The following is a 16,479-nucleotide window of genomic DNA, read 5'->3' on the forward strand; positions in this document are numbered from 1 at the left end:
CCTCCGCCCTCACATCGCAGCCGCCTCGCGCGGCGGCTGCGATGTGAGAATGGGACCTCCTGGACCGGACACGTCAGGAAGGGGCCCTTCCTTCCCCCGGTGCGCCCAGCGGCTCGCGGACCAGCGGGCAGGACATGCAGCGTGGTCCGCCCCGGCCCGAGCCCAGCTCTGAGCTGGCGATCGGAATCACCTCGATGCCGGCCCGCTCCAGCTGCGCGTTGGTCTCCGTGTTGCGCTCGTAGCCCACGCAGAGCCGGGGCGCGATGGCCAGGGTGTTGTTGCCGTCGTCCCACTGCTCGCGTTCCGCGGTCACCGGGTCCAGGCCGGTGTCGATGACCCGGAGCTGGGGCAGGTCCATCGCGTCGGCGGCGGCCCGCAGGAACGGCGCCGGGCCGTCCACCCGCGGGTCCTCACCGTCCGCCCCGGCGATCACCGTGTACGCCGACAGCGTGTGGGCGATGTTCGGGTACATCAGCACGGCGTCGACGTCCACCATCGTGCAGACGGTGTCGAGGTGCATGGTCGCCCGTTCCTGGGCGATCGGGACGACGAGGATGGTGTGCGCGAGCCCGGCGGCGAAGACCTGCCGGGCGAGGCGTTCCGCGCCGGCGGGCGTGGTCCGCTCGCCCACCCCCACGGCCAGCACCCCCGGCGCGAGCAGCAGCACGTCGCCGCCCTCCAGGTGCTCCAGGCCGGGCTGGTAGACGAGCTCGGTGCCGGCGAAGCGCGGATGGTGCCGGTAGATGGCGTCGGTCAGCGTGGTCTCCCGTCGCCGCGCCGGCATCGCCAGGCTGGTCACCCCGACCCGGTCGCCGACCCAGAACGAGGAGTCCCGGGTGAACAGCAGGTTGGGCAGCGGGTCGATGACGAAGTCGTGCCGGTCCATCAGGGTGTAGACGAGGCCGCCCGGGCGCTCCCGGCTGACCCGGAGCTCCTCGTGGGCCAGCCCGGCGATGAGCACGTCGGCGAGCGCGACGGGATCGAGGTACGCGAGGTGGTCGGCGACCCGGGCGCGCAGCGAGTCGCCGAGCCTGGGCGAACGGAGCACCTCCCCGGTGAGCTCGGCCCGCGCGTCGGCGACGGCGAGCGTCTCGGCGAGGAGGGTGGCAAGGTAGAGCACCTCGACGCCGCGCTCGCGCAGGGCGGCGGCGAAGGCGTCGTGCTCCTCCTGGGCCCGTCCGACCCATGGGATGGCGTCGAAGAGGAGCGAGTCGTTGTTCCGGGGGGTGAGCCGGGCCAACTCAGGACCGGGGCGGTGCAGCAGCACCGTCCCGAGCCGACCGACTTCGCTGTCCACGTAGTGGGTCACCCTCGCAGCGTAGGGCAGGGTTTGGCGGCATCCGATAAAACAGGGGTGGATGAATATGGCATTCATCCACACTCACTCCGGCGTTCCAACTTGCCGACACAGGGGACTGGCAACGTAGGGTAGTGAGGACATAACTTCGAGGGACCTTTTGCCGGAGGTCGCGATGACTGTCTTTCCCGCTCGTCAAGCCGTACCGTCCGCCCGGGCACTGCCGCCCGCGGCGGTGCCACACCCCCGCGTGGAGTCCCCGGGGGTGCTCGCACCCGTCCGTCCGTCCCCGTTGGAGTGGGCCCGCCGCCGCAGGGCGGAGCGGGGCGCCCGGCGGCTGGAGGCGGCCGGGGCACGGGCGCTCGGCCGGCTCGACCATCTCGGGCCCGCGTGGCACGTCATCGAGTGGCCCCGCACGGACGCCGCCGATCTCCTGCTCGACCACGAGCGCGACGAACGCGCCGGCTTCCTCGCCATCGGGCCGAGCGGGCTCTTCGCGGTCACCATCGCCGACCACGGCCGGGCCCGGGTGCTGGTGGCCGGCGACGTGGTCCAGATCAACGGCAAGCGCCCGCCCTACGTGGCCGAGGCCCGCCGCGACGCCAAGCGGGCCAGCAAGGCCCTCTCCGACGCCGTGGGACTGCCGATCCCGGTGACGCCGGTGCTGACCTTCGTCGGCTCCGGCGTCATCAGCGTCTACGGCCTGCCGAAGGACTGCCTCATGGCCACCCACCGCGAGCTGGACCGCCTGCTCGTCGCCGGGGGCAGCCGGATCAGTCCGGCCACGGCCGAGAAGCTCTCGCGGGTCGCGCAGCACCCGGAGACCTGGGTGAACGGCGCGTACCGGCCGGCCGCGGACTACCGGTGGTACGAGGGCGGCCGAACGGCCGCTGACAAGCCGGCCAACCGACGGTAACGTCACCGGCGACGCCACGCACCCGGGTGCCGGTCGGCACCCGTCGGTCGCGCCGTCGCCGGCCGTCTGGTCAGGGCATCCCTCACCCACCGGCGGCCCGGCGACCACGCGCGGTCGGCGTCACCCGCGACGACCGGCTAGCGTGGACGGACCGTCGGTGTACATAGGAGGCGCGGTGGCCCACGTCGAACTCTCGCTCTCTGACGTGTTCGTGCCGGCGGCGGGAACACCGACAGGGCAGGAGTTCGACAACCTCGGTCGGTGGTCGTCGACCGTCTCCCACGCCGACGAGCCGTGCCTGCTCATCGACGCCGGGACGAGGGTCGTCGCCGTCTCCGTCGCTGGCTGCGAGCTGCTCTTCCTGGGCGACCCGGAGGACGTGACCGGGCTGCCGCTGCTCGACGGCGGGCTACGGCTGCTCGACTTCACCGCCAACCGCTGCGAGCTGACCGAGCCCGAGATCGACAAGATCCCGCCGCTGCTGGCGCTCTCCTCCGGGCGCCTGGCCCGAGGGCTGCTCCGGGTCCAGGCCGCGTCGACCGACTCGCCGGACTCGACCGTCGACGCGATCTCCACCCCGGTGTTCACCAGCGGGACGGTCGCCGGTTCGCTCACGTTCTTCTCCCCGGTCTGACCAGCGGCGGGATGTGGCGTTCGCCGCACGCGGCGAATCTGGGGCGGGCCCGCACCGAGGCCGTAAGGTGCCCTCATGCTCGATATCGCTCTGCTGCCGGGGAAGTACGCCGTGTGCCGCCTGGCCGCCGGCTCCGCCCTGCCGCCCGAGTTGTCGGGCGGGTTGAGCAACGGCGACGTCGTCACGGTGAGCTGGACGGCCGACGGGATCTCGCTGATCTGCCCGGCCGACCGGGCGCCCGAGCAGGCCGTCGGCGAGACCGCCTGGCGCTGCCTGCGAGTCGCCGAACCGCTCGACCTGGCGGTCAGCGGCACCCTCGCCGCGCTGGTGGACCCTCTCGCCGCAGCCCGGGTCAGCGTGGTCGCCTTCTCCACCTACGACACCGACTACCTGCTGGTTCCCGCCGTGCGGCTCCGCGAGGCGACCGCCGCGCTGGAGCGTGCCGGCCATCGCGTCCTCGGCTGATCTTCACCCGCCCGCCGGTTCCTCCTAGGATGGGCTCGGCCTCCCGGCCGCAGTGACGCTCCCCGATGTCCCGAGGATCGGCCGTGCCGCCCACCCCCTCGCGCCCCGCCACGCCCGCCCGACCGCCCGGCCCCGCGGCCCGGCCCGGAGCGGTTCGCCCGTGCGCCCTGTCTGCTCCGCCCCTGCCGCCCGTACGGGCCTCGTCCCGCCCGGCCCCGCCGGCGTACGCCCGCCGCCTCGCAGCCGTCGTGCTGCTGGCCGCGCTGCCCCTCGCCGGCTGCGGCACCCCACCGGAGCTACGCCGCCCCGCCCCGACCACCGCCCCGACCCGCACCGTGCTCCCCGCCACGCCCAGCGCCGCGCTGACGCCCCCGCCCACCACCGGCCTGCCCGGCGCCGGAGGGAACACCCCCACGGTCGACCCCGGCCTGGTCGCGGTCCCGTGCCCGGACGGCCCCTCGGGAGCGCGGATCGTCGACCTGGTGCGGGGCCGGGGTGGCGTGCTGCCGAACGGCGTCCGGGTCCGGGTGCGGACCGGGCCGCTCTGCGCCGGCGAGTGGCACTACACGGTGCTCGACGTGACCGGGCACGAGACGCTCCAGGTGATCACCCAGGGCCGGCCGGGCGCCCCGCGACTGGTCACCGCCGGCACCGACGTCTGCACCGCCGAGGTCCGTGCCGCCGGGCCGCCCGGTATCCGGACGCGCGTCTGCGAGGGCGGGTCGCTCGGCGTACCGGGTGCGTAGGCTGTCGCCATGCCGGGAACACCGCCGACGCGCTTCGTCTATCTCGGGCCGGAGGGCACCTTCGCCGAGCAGGCGTTGAAGAGCATCCCCGCCGCCGAGCGGGGCAGCCGCACGCCGGCCCGCAGCGTCCCGGAGGCGCTGGAGGGCGTACGGACCGGGGAGGCCGACGCGGCCCTGGTGCCGCTGGAGAACTCGATCGGCGGCGCCGTCGGGGTGACCCTGGACGAGCTCGCCGAGGGCGAACCCCTGGTGATCACCCGCGAGGTGGTCCTGCCGGTCGAGTTCGTGCTCGCCGCGCGGCCTGGCACGACCCTCCCGCACGTGCGCAGCGTCGCCGCCCACCCGCAGGCGTCCACCCAGTGCCGGGGTTGGCTGCGCGCGCACCTGCCCGACGCCGTCGTGGTCGACGTGCTCTCCAACGGCGCCGCCGCCGCCGGAGCCGCCACCGGCGAGTACGACGCGGCGATCTGCGCCCCGATCGGGGCCGGGCGGCACCGGCTCGACGTGCTCGCCGACAAGATCGCCGACCACCCGGACGCGGTGACCCGCTTCGCGCTGGTGTCCCGCCCCGGGCCGCCCCCGCCGCCGACGGGCGACGACGTGACGTCCCTGGCGGTCTACATCGCGCACGACCGGGTGGGCGCGCTGCTGTCGGTGCTGATGGAGCTGGCCGTCCGCGGGGTCAACATGAGCCGGATCGAGTCCCGCCCGACGGGCGAGGCGCTCGGCCGCTACGTCTTCTTCCTCGACTGCGCCGGGCACGTGGCGGACGTACGCCTCGGCGAGGCGTTGCAGGGGCTGCGCCGGGTCTGCGCCGACGTGCGCTTCCTGGGCTCGTACCCCCGGCACCGGTTCCCCGGGACGGGCGACCGCCCGATCCCGGCCCCCGCCGGCCTCTCGGACGCCGACTACGCCGACGCGGCCGCCTGGCTGGCCCGCCTGCGCGCCGGCGACCTCGGCTGACGGCAGGCCCGGAGCCGACTGCGGGCCCCGCAACGGCACCGCCCCCGACCGGCGTCGGATCCGGCGGGGCCGGTCGACGCGGGCGGGGGCGGTGCGAGGTGGTGCGGGGCGTGAATCAGCTGAGCAGGCCGCCGAGGAGACCGCCCTGCTGCTCCTGGGAGCCGCTGCCCATGACGGGCGGCTCCTCGGAGGGCTGGACGACGACGAAGCCCTGGCCGGCGAAGCTCATCGTGAACGCCTCGCCGGTGCTCCGGCCCAGCAGCGTGCCGAGGCCGAGCTGCTCGGCACGGTGGTAGCCGGTCTGGAGGTTGGCCGACCAGCAGACCGCCGCCTGCGGGTCGACGTAGGTGGGGGCGTCGACGCTGAGCACCACCGGAGTGCCCTTGGTGGTGATGGCGATCCGGCCGTAACCGCTGAAGACGCAGTTGAACAGGCCCGACGAGGACGCCATGCCGGCCCCGCCGACCATCCGGATGTCGTACTGCAGGGTGGAGTCGAAGGCCAGCACGCTGGAGCCGTTGATGGAGAGCGCGTCGCCGGGCTCCAGGTCGATGATGTGCACGTCCTTGGCGAAGTCGGCGAGGAAGACGTCACCCCGGCCCGAGACCTTCATCAGCGGGACGCCCTCGCCGGTCAGCTTCTGCTTGAGGAACTTGCCGAGCCCGCCGGAGCCGAGCGCCTGGAACTGCACCTGCCCCTGGTAGGCGACCATCGACCCGACCCGGGCCATCATCTCGCCGTTGAGTTCGACCTTCAACATCTTGGAGTTCTGCAGCCGCATGCCGGGCTGCGCGGACTCCTTCTCAAGGTTCTCCGCCGAGAACAGCTCGCTGCGCATTGGAAGTGCCTCCTGAGTTCGCGGTACCTGGACCGACGGTAGGCGACCGGGGCAACCGCCGCCCGCTAGCCCCAGCCCAGCTCGTGCAGGCGGGCGTCGTCGATGCCGAAGTGGTGGGCGATCTCGTGCACCACCGTCACCGCCACCTCGTCGACGACGTCCTCGTCGTCGTCGCAGATGCGCAGGATGGGATTGCGGTAGATCAGGATGCGGTCCGGCAGCACGCCGGCGTAGTCCCAGCCGCGGTCGGTGAGGGCGTGCCCCTCGTAGAGGCCGAGCAGGTCCTCGCCGGGGGGCGGGTCGTCCTCCACCAGGATCACGACGTTGCTCATCAGGGCGAGGAGTTCCTCGGGCACCTCGTCGAGCGCGTCGCCGACCAGCTCCTCGAAGCGCTCGCGACTCATCTCCACCGGCACCCCGCCCATTCTGCCCGACGACACGGCCCGCCCGCGCCGGTCGGGCCGCCGGTCCGGCTCGGCGGGCCGCCACGGGGAGCGTGATCCCCGTGGCGGTCGACGCCGACGACGGGGACGGTCAGGAGGCGAGGCGCGCGGTCAGGCTGATCTGGGCGCCCGGGGCGAGCAGGCGGGAGATCGGGCAGTTCTCCTTGGCGGTCTCCGCGAGCTTGGTGAACTGCGCCTCGTCGATGCCGGGCACCTGGCCGACGGTGTCCAGCTCGATCCGGGTCACCGCCATCCCGGCGTCGGTCTTGTCGAGGTGGACCTTGGCGGTGGTCTCCACGGAGGTGGGCGGCGAGCCGGCCTCGGCGAGTGCCTTGGAGAACGCCATCGAGAAGCAGCCGGCGTGGGCCGCGCCGATCAGCTCCTCGGGGTTGGTGCCCTCACCCTCCTCGAAACGGGACTTGAAGGAGTAGTTCCCCTCCAGCCCGCCCTTGCCGGTGCGGATCGTGCCGGACCCCTCGGTGAGGTTGCCCTGCCATTGTGCGGAAGCGGTACGGATAGGCATGCACCCGACGCTAGCCCAACGGGCACCCTCCGGCGACCGTTCACGCTCCGCGTCACCGGGTGCGTACTGTGTCATGATTCGGGGCAGGCCCGCGAACGCGGAAGGGTGGCCGATGTCCCAGAGTTCCCCCATTCCCCGGCAGGAACACCGGTCCGACGGTGCCGCCGTCCTGGAGTGGGGCACCGCGCAGCCGGACAGGCCGGGGCGGTTCGGGCGTACGTTCTCCGGGCTGCGCCGGGACCCCCGGCTCCCCGTGCTGCTCGCGGCGCTCGGCGCGGTGGCCGCCCTCGCCTCGATGCTCGGCGAGTGGCAGGTGATGACCATCCCCAACGGCGGCCCGCAGGGCAACACGCCGCTGCGGGTGCCGGGCGGGGTGTCCGACGTCGGCGGGTTCGGGGTGGGCTACCTGGTCGGGCTGTTCGCCCTGGTCTGCGCGGTGGTGCTCGCGCTGCGCGGCACTCCCGCGGTGCGTCCGAACGCCCGGCTCGCCGGGCTGGCCGTGGCCGGGGCGCTGCTGGGGCTGCTGGTCGCGGCCACCGCCTCGCTCGACGAGGCCGCCCAACGCGTCTTCTTCTACTCGACGGACGACGGGTTCCAGGTCGAGTACGGCCGGGGCCTGGTGACGGCGTTCCTGGCCTGTGCGCTCTTCGCGGCGGCGCTGAAGCTGGCCCCGGCCGGCACGGCCCGGCTCGCCGGGAAGGCCGCCGGCGGGACCGAGGCGGACGGCGGAGCCGAAGCGGACGGCGGGACCGAGGCCGGCGGCGGAGCCGGGGCCGACGGCGGAGCCGGGACGGAGCCGGTGGGCTGGCGCCGCCGCAGGTCGCGGGACCTCACGGACGACGGGCCGCCCGCGCCGGCCGACCTCACCGTCGGGCCGGCCGCCCCCTTCGCCCGCCCCGAACTCCCGGACTGACCGCTCTTGGGGCCAGTTCGCCGACGACCAGGGTGACGAACGTCAGCCCGCCGGCTCGACGAGGACGACCTCGGCACCTCCCGTGCCCGATCGCCGGGGCTCCCGGCGTCCCTCAGGGGGCCACCCAGCGGACCTCGCCGTCCGCTCGCTCGTCGGTGGCCCGCAGGCCGAGCCGCTCGGCCACCCGGGCGGAGGCCCGATGGTCGGGGTGCACGTGCGCGACCAGCGCCCGGATGTCGCGCTCCGCCAGCCAGCCGACCAGGCCGGCGGCGGCCTCGCCGGCGTAGCCGCGGCCCTGGTGCGGCGTCAGGACAACCCAGGCCAGCTCGGCGACCGGCCGGTCACCGTCGAGCCGCACGGTGGCCTGCACGGTGCCGACCGCTTCGCCGCTGTCCCGGTGCCGGACGACCCAGTTGAGCCAGCCCTCCCGGCCGTCCGGCGACCGCCCGACCGTCTGCCGGCGGTACCGCTCCCGGAGCTGCTCCGGGGTGGCCGGGCTGCCCCCGATGTACTCGTGCAGGGCCGGGTCGTCCAGGAGGGGGGCGAGTTCCTCGGCGTGGTCGACGCGGAGCGGCTCCAGCAGCAGCCGCTCGGTGTCGACGGCCTCCGCCACCGGCCAGTCGCGCTCTCCCACCCGTCCCACCCTACGGCCCGCGGCAGGGCCCCGGAGGGGGACACCGGCGGGCCGTCGACCGTTGGCACGGCATTCGCCGCAACGCCATGGTGGGGGCCCGTTGCGCGAGGTACGTTTGCTGCCCGCCGTCACTCAGGGTCGAGGCACCGAGGACCGAGACGGCTGGCTGCGACGGCGGCGGGCGAAGGAGGAACGATGACCCGCCCGGGCCTGCCCAAGCTGATCGCCACGGATCTCGACGGGACGCTCGTCCGCAGCGACGACACCGTCTCGGCGTACACGCACGCGGTGCTCGACCGGGTGCGGGCCGCCGGTATCCCGGTGGTCGGCGCTACCGGTCGCGGGCCCCGGCTGGCCGGAATGACCCGCAACGACATCCGGGCCGCGGACTTCCTGGTGATGGCCGGCGGCGGCCGGGTCGTCGACCAGAGCGACCCGGCCGGGCCGGTGGTGCTGCGCGACGAGCGCCTCTCCGCCGAGGTGCTGACCGCGCTGCTGGCCGACCTGGAGGCGGCCGTCGGGCCGCTGACCGTGATGGTCGAGGCGTCGGACGAGCACGGCGCCCCGCTCTGGGGCGACTACCACCCGAGCTGGCCCTACCAGCACGAGTTCGAGGCGCGCAGTCGCGACGAGTGCCTCTCGTGCGACGTGATCAAGGCGTTCGTCCGGACCGCCGACCACCACGTCGACGAACTGCTCGCGGTCGCCCGGCGGATCGTCGCGCCGGAGGTCGCCACGCTCACCCAGGCGGGGCTGGGCTTCGTCGAGATCTGCCCGCCGGGGGTCGACAAGTCAACCGGGCTGACCGTGGTGGCGCAGCGCCTCGGCGTCGACCCGGCCGACGTCCTGGTCTTCGGCGACATGCCCAACGACCTGCCGATGTTCGAGTGGGCCGGCTGGGCCCGGGTCGCGGTCTCCAACGCCCACCCGATGGTCCGCGCCGCCGCGGACGAGGTGACCCTGCGCAACGACGACGACGGGGTGGCGGTGTACCTCGATCGGCTACTGTCCCGCTGATGGGAGAGGCACCACGGCTGATCGCCACCGACATCGACGGCACCCTGCTCCGGGACGACCGCACGCTCAGCCCGCACACCGCCGACGTGCTGGCCCGGCTGTCCGCGCGGGGCACGCCCGTCGTGCTGGTCACCGGCCGCCCCATCCGCTGGCTGAAGATGGTGTACGAGCAGCTCGCCGAGCCGCTGCCGGCGATCTGCGCCAACGGCGCGGTGGTCTACGACCCGGTCGCCGACGAGGTGCAGCGGGCCGACCCGCTCGCCCCGGAACTGCTCGCCGAGGTGGCCCGGCGGCTGCGCGCCGAGGTGCCGGAGATCAGCTTCGCGGTGGAGATCGTCGACAGCCGGCAGATGCGGCACGAGGCGCACTACCCGCTGCGCTGGGACGCCGACCACGACGCGATCCGGGCGGTCGAGACCCCCGAGGAGCTGCTGGCGGCACCGGCGGTGAAGCTGTTGGCCCGGTCCGCCGAGCAGGACCCGGACGCGTTCGTCGCGCTGGTGGCCGCGGCCCTCGAAGGGCTGGCCGAGGCGACCCACTCGTCGTACTCGGGGCTGGTGGAGATCTCCGCCGCCGGCGTGACCAAGGCGGCCGGGCTGGCGTGGTACTGCGCGCGGCTCGGCATCGACGCCCGGGACGTGCTCGCCTTCGGCGACATGCCGAACGACGTGCCGATGCTGACCTGGGCCGGGCGGGGAGTGGCGGTGGCGAACGCGCACCGCGCCGTCCTGGAGATCGCCGACGAGGTCACGGCGGCGAACTCGGCGGACGGCGTGGCGGCGTACCTGGAGAAGGTCTTCGGGGTGGGGTGAGCGGCCGGCCGGCGTCCCCGGCCGGCCGCGCGGTCAGAGGTACTGGCCGGTGCTGTGCCCCTCGCCGCCCTGCGGCGGCTGGCCCATCCCCGGCATGCCCGGCAGCATTCCGGCGCCGGGGCCGCTGGGCAGCGCCTGCCGGCCGGAGCGCATCTGCTCCAGCTGCACCCGGGCGGCCATCTGCTGGGCGACCAGGGCCGCCTGGATGCCGTGGAACAGGCCCTCCAGCCAGCCGACGAGCTGGGCGTGCGCGATGCGCAGCTCGCCCTCGCTGGGCGCCTTCTCCTCGGTGAAGGGCAGCGAGATGCGTTCCAGCTCCTCGCGCAGCTCGGGGGCGAGCCCCTCCTTCAGCTCGACGATCGACCGCTGGTGGATCTCCCGCATCCGGTGCCGGCTGGCGTCGTCGAGCGGGGCGGCCTTGACCTCCTCGAGCAGCTGCTTGATCATGCTGCCGATCCGCATCACCTTGGCCGGCTGCTCGACCAGTCGGGTCGGGTCCTCGCCGTGTGCCTCGTCGGTCTGCACGGTGCCGACGGGCCGCCCGTCCGGGCCGACCACCACCACCGTTCCGGAGTGACCGGTGCCATCCTGGCCCGGCTCGTCGTTCTGTCCAGCGGAGTGCGCTTCGGTCATGGGACCCATCTTTACCCAGCCGCGAGCGCCCATGCGCCCGGGGACCGATCCCGGCGGCGGATCCGCGCGTGATCCGCGCTACGGTCGCGCCATGCCCGCCGACCCCCGCGACGTGCTCAGCCGCCCCGCTCCGGCCCCCGACGTCACCGTCTCCTACGGCGACCACCCGGACCAGCTCGCCGACCTGCGCGTCCCCGCCGGGTCGGGCCCGGCCCGGCAGCTGGTCGTCGTGGTGCACGGCGGCTTCTGGCGGGCCGGGTACGACCGGCGGCACACCGACCCGCTGGCCGCCGCGCTGGCCGAGCTGGGCCACCCGGTGGCGCAGGTGGAGTACCGCCGGACGGGGCAGCCGGGTGGCGGCTGGCCCGCGACGCTGACCGACGTGCTGGCCGGCGTGACGGAGCTGCCCCGGCTCGCGGCCGAGGCGCTGCCCGGCCGGGTCGCCGCCGGGCCGCCGCTGCTGGTGGGCCACTCGGCGGGGGGACACCTGGCGCTGTACGTGGCGGCGACCGCCCCGGACGCCGTCGGCGGCGTGCTGGCGCTGGCCCCGGTGTCGAACCTCGCGGAGGCGTACCGGCTGGATCTGGACGAGGGGGCGGTGGCCGCGCTGCTGGGCGGCGGCCCGGCGGACCACCCCGAGCGGTACGCCGCAGCGGATCCACGTTCATTGGTGCCCATTCCGACACGGACAGTAGTTGCGCATGGCTCACTCGATGAGCACGTCCCGGTCGGGATGAGTCGGGAGTTCGTCGCCGCCGGCCGGGCGGCGGGCGGCGACGTTCACCTCGTTGAGCTGCCGGAATGCGAGCATTTCGGGCTCATCGATCCGGAGTCCGCCGCATGGCCAGAGATCACGGCTGCTTTCCGATCGCTGCGGAAAGATCGCTAAGCATTGACGCAGCGTCGCTGACCGGGTAGAACGCCGAGGGGGCGTGATCCGCCCTGCAACGCTCCCCGGAAGGAACTCGGTGTCGCAGATGAACCGCAGGCGGGCCCTCCAACTGCTGGCCGCTCTCGGTACGGCCGGACTGGTCGCCGGGTGCGGCACCGACGACGCCGACGGCGAGGCGGGCACGGGAAGCCCGATCAAGATCGGCCTCGTGGCGCCGACCAGCGGCGGCCTCAAGGCGATCGGCGACGAGATCACCAACGGCTTCCAGCTCTTCCTCGATCTCAACGACAAGCTGCTGGGCGGGCACCCCACCACCCTGCTCACCGCCGACGAGGGCGAGAGCGTCAAGACCGGCAAGGCCGCCGTCGAGGGGCTGCTGAAGCAGGGCGTGCTCGCCCTCACCGGCGTGGTCGACGCGAACGTCATGTCCGGCATCCGGGACACCGTCGAACAGGCCCGGGTGCCCCTGATCGGTTCCAACGCCTCGCCGTCCAGCCTCCAGAGCGTCGTCTACATCTGGCGGACGTCGTACGTGCTCGACGAGGCCGGCCGGGCGCTGGGCCGCTACCTGCGCGAACAGCTGGAGCCGTCGGCGCGGTTGGCGATCATCGCGCCGGACAGCGTCGGCAGCCAGGACGTGGTGCGGGGCTTCCGGCAGGAGTTCGGCGAGTCCGACCCCCGGATCAAGGACGCGGTGGTCTCGACGGAGGTCTTCACCAACCCGTCGAAGTCCGCGTACCGGGCCGACATCCGCAAGGCGCTGGGCCGGAACCCGACGGCGGTGTTCTGCTTCTTCGCCGGGCCGGCCGCCGTCGAGTTCATCAAGCAGTTGCGCATCGAGGGGTTCACCGGCAAGGTCTACGCCCCCGGCTTCCTGACCGAGGGCGCCGTGCTGAGCAGCGTCAAGGCCGAGGACGCGCTGGGCATCCAGACGGCGCTGAACTACTCGTCCGACCTGAACAACACGGCCAACCGCCGGTTCGCCTCGGCGTACCGCAAGAAGCACGGCACCTCGCCGACCACCTACGCGATGGCCTCGTACGACGCCGCGCAGGTGCTCGACCAGGCGATCCGGATCGCCGGCGGGTCACCCACCCCGCAGCAGGTCAACCTGGCCCTCGGCAAGATCGGCCAGATCGACAGTCCGCGCGGGCTGTGGCAGTTCAACCAGCCCCGTACGCCGCAGCAGCGGTGGTACCTGCGCGAGGTCCAGCTCGACGGCCAGGTGCTGTCCAACGTCCTGGTGACCGAGCTGGCCACGCTCGGCTGAACCACCACCCCGCCCCACCCCCACGCGTCCGGTGGCGGTGGGGCGGCGGAGCGGCGGGTCAGTGGCGGAGTTCGGCGATGCAGCACTTCACGCTGCCGCCGCCCTTCTTCAGCTCGGCCAGCTCGACCGGGACCGGGTGGTAGCCGGCCGCCTTCAGCTTCCCGGCCAGGCGGGTCGCCTCGCTGTTCAGCACGACGTTGAGCCCGTCGCTGACCAGGTTGAGGCCGAAGGCCAGGGCGTCCTCGGCGTCGGCGACCACCGCGTCGGGGAAGAGCTGCGTGAGCACCCGCTGGCTGGCGGCGGAGAAGGCGCCCGGGTAGTAGACGACGTTCTCGTCGTCGATCGAGGCGAGCGCGACGTCCAGGTGGTAGAAGCGCGGGTCGACCAGGCGCAGCGACACCACGGGCCGGCCGAGCGCCTCCTGCGCCTCGGCGTGCGCCGGCAGCTCGGTGCGGAAGCCGTGCCCGGCGAGGATCAGCCCGCCGTGTGCCTCCGGCAGGTACGCGAAGTCGCCCTCGCCCTCGTTGGTCTCGATCGGCGCGATGAACCGCCAGCCCTGCGACTCGTAGAACGCCCGGTGCGCGGCGGCCTCGGCGGCCCGCTGCTCGTGCTTGAACTGCGCGCCGTAGACCGTGCCGTCGACCACGAACGCCCCGTTGGCCGCGTAGACCATGTCGGGCAGGCCCCGTTCGGGGGTCAGCAGGTGCACCTCGTGGCCGAGACCGACCAGGCTCTCCCGCAGCCGGTCCCACTGCTTGACCGCAAGCTGCGAGTCGACCGGGGTGGTCACGTCCATCCACGGATTGATCGCGTACTCGACCGCGAAGTGCTCGGGCGAGCACATGAGATATGTCCGCTTTCGCGCGACTCGCTGCTGGTTCACGATGACCAAGGGTAGGTACCCTCGAACTTTGGTAACAGCCACAACCGTTGCTTCCCAGAGGCGGAACGTTGCAGATAGATGACGTGGACCAGCGGATCATTGCGTTGCTCGTCGCGGACGCCCGCGCCTCGTACGCCGACATCGGTCAGCGGGTGTCGCTCTCCGCTCCGGCGGTCAAACGGCGGGTGGACCGGCTGCGGGCGGCCGGCGTGATCCGGGGCTTCACCGCCGTCGTCGACCCCGCCGCCGTCGGCTGGACCACCGAGGCGTTCGTCGAGCTGTTCTGCGCCGGCCGGACCACCCCGGCCCAGATCGGGGTCGCCACCCGCCGGCACCCCGAGGTGGTCGGCGCGTACACCGTCTCGGGCGAGGCCGACGCGCTCGTACACCTGCGGGCCGCCGACATCGGGCACCTGGAGGCGGCGCTGGAACGGCTGCGGGCCGAGTCCTTCGTGACCTCGACCCGGAGCACCATCGTGCTCTCCCGGCTCGTGGACTCCCCCGGCGTCGGCCCCTCGCCCCGCTGACCGGGGCAGGCCCGGCGGGAAACGCGGCGCGGAAGGTCGGCGGAGGGCCGGAACCACCCGCCGGCCGGGCGCGTCGAACCGGCCATGACACGGGGAGCCCACATCTTCGCGGTCGGCACGCTGGCCGCGCTCACCCTGCTCGGCGGCAGCGCGATCCCGGCGGCGCCGCCCGACCCACCGGGCCCGAGGCAGCCGACGACCGCGCCCGTGCTGGTCTCCTACGACTCCTGCGCCCAGGCGCTGGGCGGGCTCCGTGCCGCCGCCGACGCGTCCGTGGGCCCGTGGGGCTTCGGCAACGGCTGGCGCACCGGGGCCGCCTTCGGCGACGTGGCCAAGGACGCGTCCGGGTCCCGGGCGTCAGCCCAGTCCGCCCAGCCCGCCCAGGAGCACTCCACGACCAACGTGCACGAGGCCGGCGCGGACGAACCCGACCTGGTCAAGACCGACGGGCGGCGGATCGTGACCGTCACCCGGGGCGTGCTGCGGGTGGTGGACCCGGCCGCCCGCCGGGAGACGGGCCGCCTCGACCTCACGCGGACGCTGCCGGAGCTGACGTGGGGTGAGCAGGCGACCCTGCTGTTGCACGGCGACCGGGCGCTGGTGCTGACCCAGATCGGCGCGGAACTCCAGTCGACGACCCGCGCCGCGCGGGCCCGCACCGCGCCGCGCCTGATCCTGGTCGACCTCGCGGGCACGCCGCGGGTGCTCGGCACCTACCGGATGGACGGCAGCCTCGTCGACGCCCGGCAGACCGGGGCCACCGCCCGGGTCGTGGTCCGCAGCCGCCCCCAACTGGTCTTCCCGTACGCCGAACGGGGCACCGACGCGACGCGGACCGCCGCCAACCGCGCGGTGATCGCCGCCGCCGGAGTGGAGGCGTGGCTGCCGGCGTACGAGTGGACGGCCGGGGCGGAACGGCACACCGGCCGGGTCGGCTGCGACCGGTTGAGCCGGCCGCCCGCCTGGTCCGGCACGTCGATGCTGACCGTGCTGAGCTTCGACCTCGCCGGCGACCGTCTCGGCGACGGCGACCCGGTCAGCGTCGCCGCCGACGCCACCACCGTCTACGGCACCGGGAGCAGTCTCTACCTCGCCGGGGAACGGCCGGTGCCGCCCAGGCCCGGCTCGTTCCGTGGGGACGTCCGGCGGCCGGGCCCGCAGGTCACCGAGATCCACCGGTTCGACACCGGCGCGCCCGGTCGTCCCCGCTACGTGGCCTCCGGTTCGGTGCCCGGGTCGCTCATCAACCAGTACGCCCTCTCCGAGTGGCAGGGGCACCTGCGGGTGGCCACCACCACGGGCGACGCCTGGGGCACCCGGCCGAACTCGGAGTCCGCCGTCCACGTGCTGCGTCCCGACGGGCACACGCTGGTCCGGACGGGCGCGGTCACCGGCCTCGGCCCGGGCGAGCGGATCTACTCCGTGCGCTTCCTCGGCGGCTCCGCGTACGTGGTCACGTTCCGGCTCACCGATCCGCTCTACGCGGTCGACCTGACCGACCCGGCCGCGCCCCGGGTCACCGGGGAACTGAAGATCACCGGCTACTCGGCGTACCTGCACCCGCTGCCGGAGGGCCGGCTGCTCGGGGTGGGCCAGGAGGCCGACCGGCGGGGACGGGCGCAGGGGCTCCAGGTCTCGCTGTTCGACGTACGCGACCCCGCCCGGCCGAGCCGGCTCGACCAGTGGCACGTGCCGAAGGCGTACTCCGCGCTGGAGCACGACACGCACGCCTTCCTGCATCACCCGGAGACGGGCCTGGTCGCCCTGCCGGTCGGCGACGACGTACGCCTGCTGCGGGTGTCCGGGACCGACATCGGCGAGGTCGGCACGGTCTCCCACACCGGCCCGGCGGGCCCGGTCCTGCGGTCGCTGCTGGTCGGGGACGTGCTCTGGACCGTCTCCGCCGCCGGCCTGCGGGCCACCGATCCGACCACCGCCCGGAGCCTCGACTGGCTCCCCGTGACCTGATCCTCCCTCCCCGGCGGGTGGGGCCCGGTTTCTCGGGGTTTCCGGGCTCCACCCGCCACCACCGGTCCGTGCTCCACCTCGCCGCCTGCCGGTGGTGGGGTGTGG

Annotated in this window: 19 protein-coding genes; 12 read left to right on the forward strand and 7 right to left on the reverse strand. The window is 74.0% G+C overall.

Going from position 1 to position 16,479, the window contains the following annotated elements; genetic code table 11:
- Nucleotides 1-73: 73 nt before the first annotated feature.
- Nucleotides 74-1,309: an arginine deiminase gene (locus tag ABZ573_RS15810; protein WP_151455390.1), complete on the reverse strand. Its 1,236-nt coding sequence runs from the start codon at nucleotides 1,307-1,309 to the stop codon at nucleotides 74-76.
- A gap of 163 nt (nucleotides 1,310-1,472) precedes the next feature.
- On the opposite strand from ABZ573_RS15810, the gene ABZ573_RS15815 reads away from it, so the two are divergent.
- From ABZ573_RS15815 to pheA, 5 genes are all read left to right on the forward strand, one after another.
- Nucleotides 1,473-2,213, forward strand: coding sequence for a hypothetical protein (locus tag ABZ573_RS15815; protein ID WP_327029993.1), 741 nt, complete (start codon nucleotides 1,473-1,475; stop codon nucleotides 2,211-2,213).
- A gap of 175 nt (nucleotides 2,214-2,388) precedes the next feature.
- The gene (locus ABZ573_RS15820) at nucleotides 2,389-2,847 is read left to right on the forward strand and encodes a hypothetical protein (protein WP_151455392.1); all 459 of its coding nucleotides are present in this window, start codon (nucleotides 2,389-2,391) and stop codon (nucleotides 2,845-2,847) included.
- Between the two features lie 75 nt (nucleotides 2,848-2,922).
- Nucleotides 2,923-3,312, forward strand: coding sequence for an ACT domain-containing protein (locus ABZ573_RS15825; protein ID WP_121397477.1), 390 nt, complete (start codon nucleotides 2,923-2,925; stop codon nucleotides 3,310-3,312).
- A 248-nt stretch (nucleotides 3,313-3,560) separates the two neighbouring features.
- A complete protein-coding gene (locus ABZ573_RS15830) occupies nucleotides 3,561-4,058 on the forward strand; it encodes a hypothetical protein (RefSeq protein ID WP_358118936.1) in 498 nt (165 codons plus the stop codon).
- Between the two features lie 9 nt (nucleotides 4,059-4,067).
- The gene (pheA, locus tag ABZ573_RS15835; RefSeq protein ID WP_327029996.1) at nucleotides 4,068-5,021 is read left to right on the forward strand and encodes a prephenate dehydratase; all 954 of its coding nucleotides are present in this window, start codon (nucleotides 4,068-4,070) and stop codon (nucleotides 5,019-5,021) included.
- 115 nt (nucleotides 5,022-5,136) lie between these two features.
- Here pheA and ABZ573_RS15840 read toward each other — a convergent pair whose 3' ends face one another.
- From ABZ573_RS15840 to ABZ573_RS15850, 3 genes are all read right to left on the reverse strand, one after another.
- A complete protein-coding gene (locus ABZ573_RS15840) occupies nucleotides 5,137-5,859 on the reverse strand; it encodes an AIM24 family protein (RefSeq protein ID WP_358118719.1) in 723 nt (240 codons plus the stop codon).
- A gap of 65 nt (nucleotides 5,860-5,924) precedes the next feature.
- Nucleotides 5,925-6,269: a metallopeptidase family protein gene (locus tag ABZ573_RS15845; protein ID WP_192581591.1), complete on the reverse strand. Its 345-nt coding sequence runs from the start codon at nucleotides 6,267-6,269 to the stop codon at nucleotides 5,925-5,927.
- A 124-nt stretch (nucleotides 6,270-6,393) separates the two neighbouring features.
- A complete protein-coding gene (locus ABZ573_RS15850; protein ID WP_132240504.1) occupies nucleotides 6,394-6,825 on the reverse strand; it encodes an OsmC family protein in 432 nt (143 codons plus the stop codon).
- A 112-nt stretch (nucleotides 6,826-6,937) separates the two neighbouring features.
- Here ABZ573_RS15850 and ABZ573_RS15855 point away from each other — a divergent pair, with 112 nt between their 5' ends.
- Nucleotides 6,938-7,738: a hypothetical protein gene (locus ABZ573_RS15855; protein ID WP_358118721.1), complete on the forward strand. Its 801-nt coding sequence runs from the start codon at nucleotides 6,938-6,940 to the stop codon at nucleotides 7,736-7,738.
- Nucleotides 7,739-7,850: 112 nt separating this feature from the next.
- On the opposite strand, the gene ABZ573_RS15860 is transcribed toward ABZ573_RS15855, so the two are convergent.
- Complete coding sequence (locus ABZ573_RS15860; RefSeq protein WP_358118723.1) at nucleotides 7,851-8,372, reverse strand: GNAT family N-acetyltransferase; 522 nt, start codon at nucleotides 8,370-8,372, stop codon at nucleotides 7,851-7,853.
- Nucleotides 8,373-8,567: 195 nt separating this feature from the next.
- Here ABZ573_RS15860 and ABZ573_RS15865 point away from each other — a divergent pair, with 195 nt between their 5' ends.
- Both ABZ573_RS15865 and ABZ573_RS15870 read left to right on the forward strand, forming a co-directional pair.
- Nucleotides 8,568-9,389: an HAD family hydrolase gene (locus ABZ573_RS15865; protein ID WP_358118725.1), complete on the forward strand. Its 822-nt coding sequence runs from the start codon at nucleotides 8,568-8,570 to the stop codon at nucleotides 9,387-9,389.
- The gene (locus tag ABZ573_RS15870) at nucleotides 9,389-10,201 is read left to right on the forward strand and encodes an HAD family hydrolase (RefSeq protein ID WP_151457319.1); all 813 of its coding nucleotides are present in this window, start codon (nucleotides 9,389-9,391) and stop codon (nucleotides 10,199-10,201) included. Before ABZ573_RS15865 ends, ABZ573_RS15870 begins: the two co-directional genes overlap by 1 nt.
- A 33-nt stretch (nucleotides 10,202-10,234) precedes the next feature.
- On the opposite strand, the gene ABZ573_RS15875 is transcribed toward ABZ573_RS15870, so the two are convergent.
- Complete coding sequence (locus ABZ573_RS15875) at nucleotides 10,235-10,843, reverse strand: bacterial proteasome activator family protein (RefSeq protein ID WP_132240499.1); 609 nt, start codon at nucleotides 10,841-10,843, stop codon at nucleotides 10,235-10,237.
- Nucleotides 10,844-10,925: 82 nt separating this feature from the next.
- Here ABZ573_RS15875 and ABZ573_RS15880 point away from each other — a divergent pair, with 82 nt between their 5' ends.
- Both ABZ573_RS15880 and ABZ573_RS15885 read left to right on the forward strand, forming a co-directional pair.
- Complete coding sequence (locus ABZ573_RS15880) at nucleotides 10,926-11,723, forward strand: alpha/beta hydrolase (protein WP_358118727.1); 798 nt, start codon at nucleotides 10,926-10,928, stop codon at nucleotides 11,721-11,723.
- A 79-nt stretch (nucleotides 11,724-11,802) separates the two neighbouring features.
- Nucleotides 11,803-12,996: an ABC transporter substrate-binding protein gene (locus ABZ573_RS15885; RefSeq protein ID WP_151453986.1), complete on the forward strand. Its 1,194-nt coding sequence runs from the start codon at nucleotides 11,803-11,805 to the stop codon at nucleotides 12,994-12,996.
- 58 nt (nucleotides 12,997-13,054) lie between these two features.
- Here the strand turns inward: ABZ573_RS15885 and ddaH are convergent, their stop codons facing one another.
- A complete protein-coding gene (ddaH, locus tag ABZ573_RS15890; protein ID WP_358118729.1) occupies nucleotides 13,055-13,888 on the reverse strand; it encodes a dimethylargininase in 834 nt (277 codons plus the stop codon).
- A 59-nt stretch (nucleotides 13,889-13,947) separates the two neighbouring features.
- Between ddaH and ABZ573_RS15895 the strand changes: the two genes are divergently transcribed.
- A complete protein-coding gene (locus ABZ573_RS15895) occupies nucleotides 13,948-14,406 on the forward strand; it encodes an Lrp/AsnC family transcriptional regulator (protein ID WP_132240496.1) in 459 nt (152 codons plus the stop codon).
- A gap of 84 nt (nucleotides 14,407-14,490) precedes the next feature.
- Entirely contained in the window at nucleotides 14,491-16,374 is a 1,884-nt protein-coding gene (locus tag ABZ573_RS15900) for a beta-propeller domain-containing protein (RefSeq protein ID WP_358118732.1), read from the forward strand.
- Nucleotides 16,375-16,479: the final 105 nt, after the last annotated feature.

Origin of the sequence: Micromonospora sp. NPDC007220, from assembly GCF_040634035.1 — a bacterium.
Lineage (GTDB): Bacteria > Actinomycetota > Actinomycetes > Mycobacteriales > Micromonosporaceae > Micromonospora > Micromonospora reichwaldensis.

Bases quoted from the DNA above. Each gene is read 5' to 3' on its own strand.
- ABZ573_RS15815 (WP_327029993.1), top strand. From the start codon at position 1,473: ATGACTGTCTTTCCCGCTCGTCAAGCCGTACCGTCCGCCCGGGCACTG.
- ABZ573_RS15825 (WP_121397477.1), top strand. From the start codon at position 2,923: ATGCTCGATATCGCTCTGCTGCCGGGGAAGTACGCCGTGTGCCGCCTG.
- pheA (WP_327029996.1), top strand. From the start codon at position 4,068: ATGCCGGGAACACCGCCGACGCGCTTCGTCTATCTCGGGCCGGAGGGC.
- ABZ573_RS15840 (WP_358118719.1), bottom strand. From the start codon at position 5,859: ATGCGCAGCGAGCTGTTCTCGGCGGAGAACCTTGAGAAGGAGTCCGCG.
- ABZ573_RS15850 (WP_132240504.1), bottom strand. From the start codon at position 6,825: ATGCCTATCCGTACCGCTTCCGCACAATGGCAGGGCAACCTCACCGAG.
- ABZ573_RS15855 (WP_358118721.1), top strand. From the start codon at position 6,938: ATGTCCCAGAGTTCCCCCATTCCCCGGCAGGAACACCGGTCCGACGGT.
- ABZ573_RS15865 (WP_358118725.1), top strand. From the start codon at position 8,568: ATGACCCGCCCGGGCCTGCCCAAGCTGATCGCCACGGATCTCGACGGG.
- ABZ573_RS15870 (WP_151457319.1), top strand. From the start codon at position 9,389: ATGGGAGAGGCACCACGGCTGATCGCCACCGACATCGACGGCACCCTG.
- ABZ573_RS15875 (WP_132240499.1), bottom strand. From the start codon at position 10,843: ATGGGTCCCATGACCGAAGCGCACTCCGCTGGACAGAACGACGAGCCG.
- ABZ573_RS15880 (WP_358118727.1), top strand. From the start codon at position 10,926: ATGCCCGCCGACCCCCGCGACGTGCTCAGCCGCCCCGCTCCGGCCCCC.
- ABZ573_RS15900 (WP_358118732.1), top strand. From the start codon at position 14,491: ATGACACGGGGAGCCCACATCTTCGCGGTCGGCACGCTGGCCGCGCTC.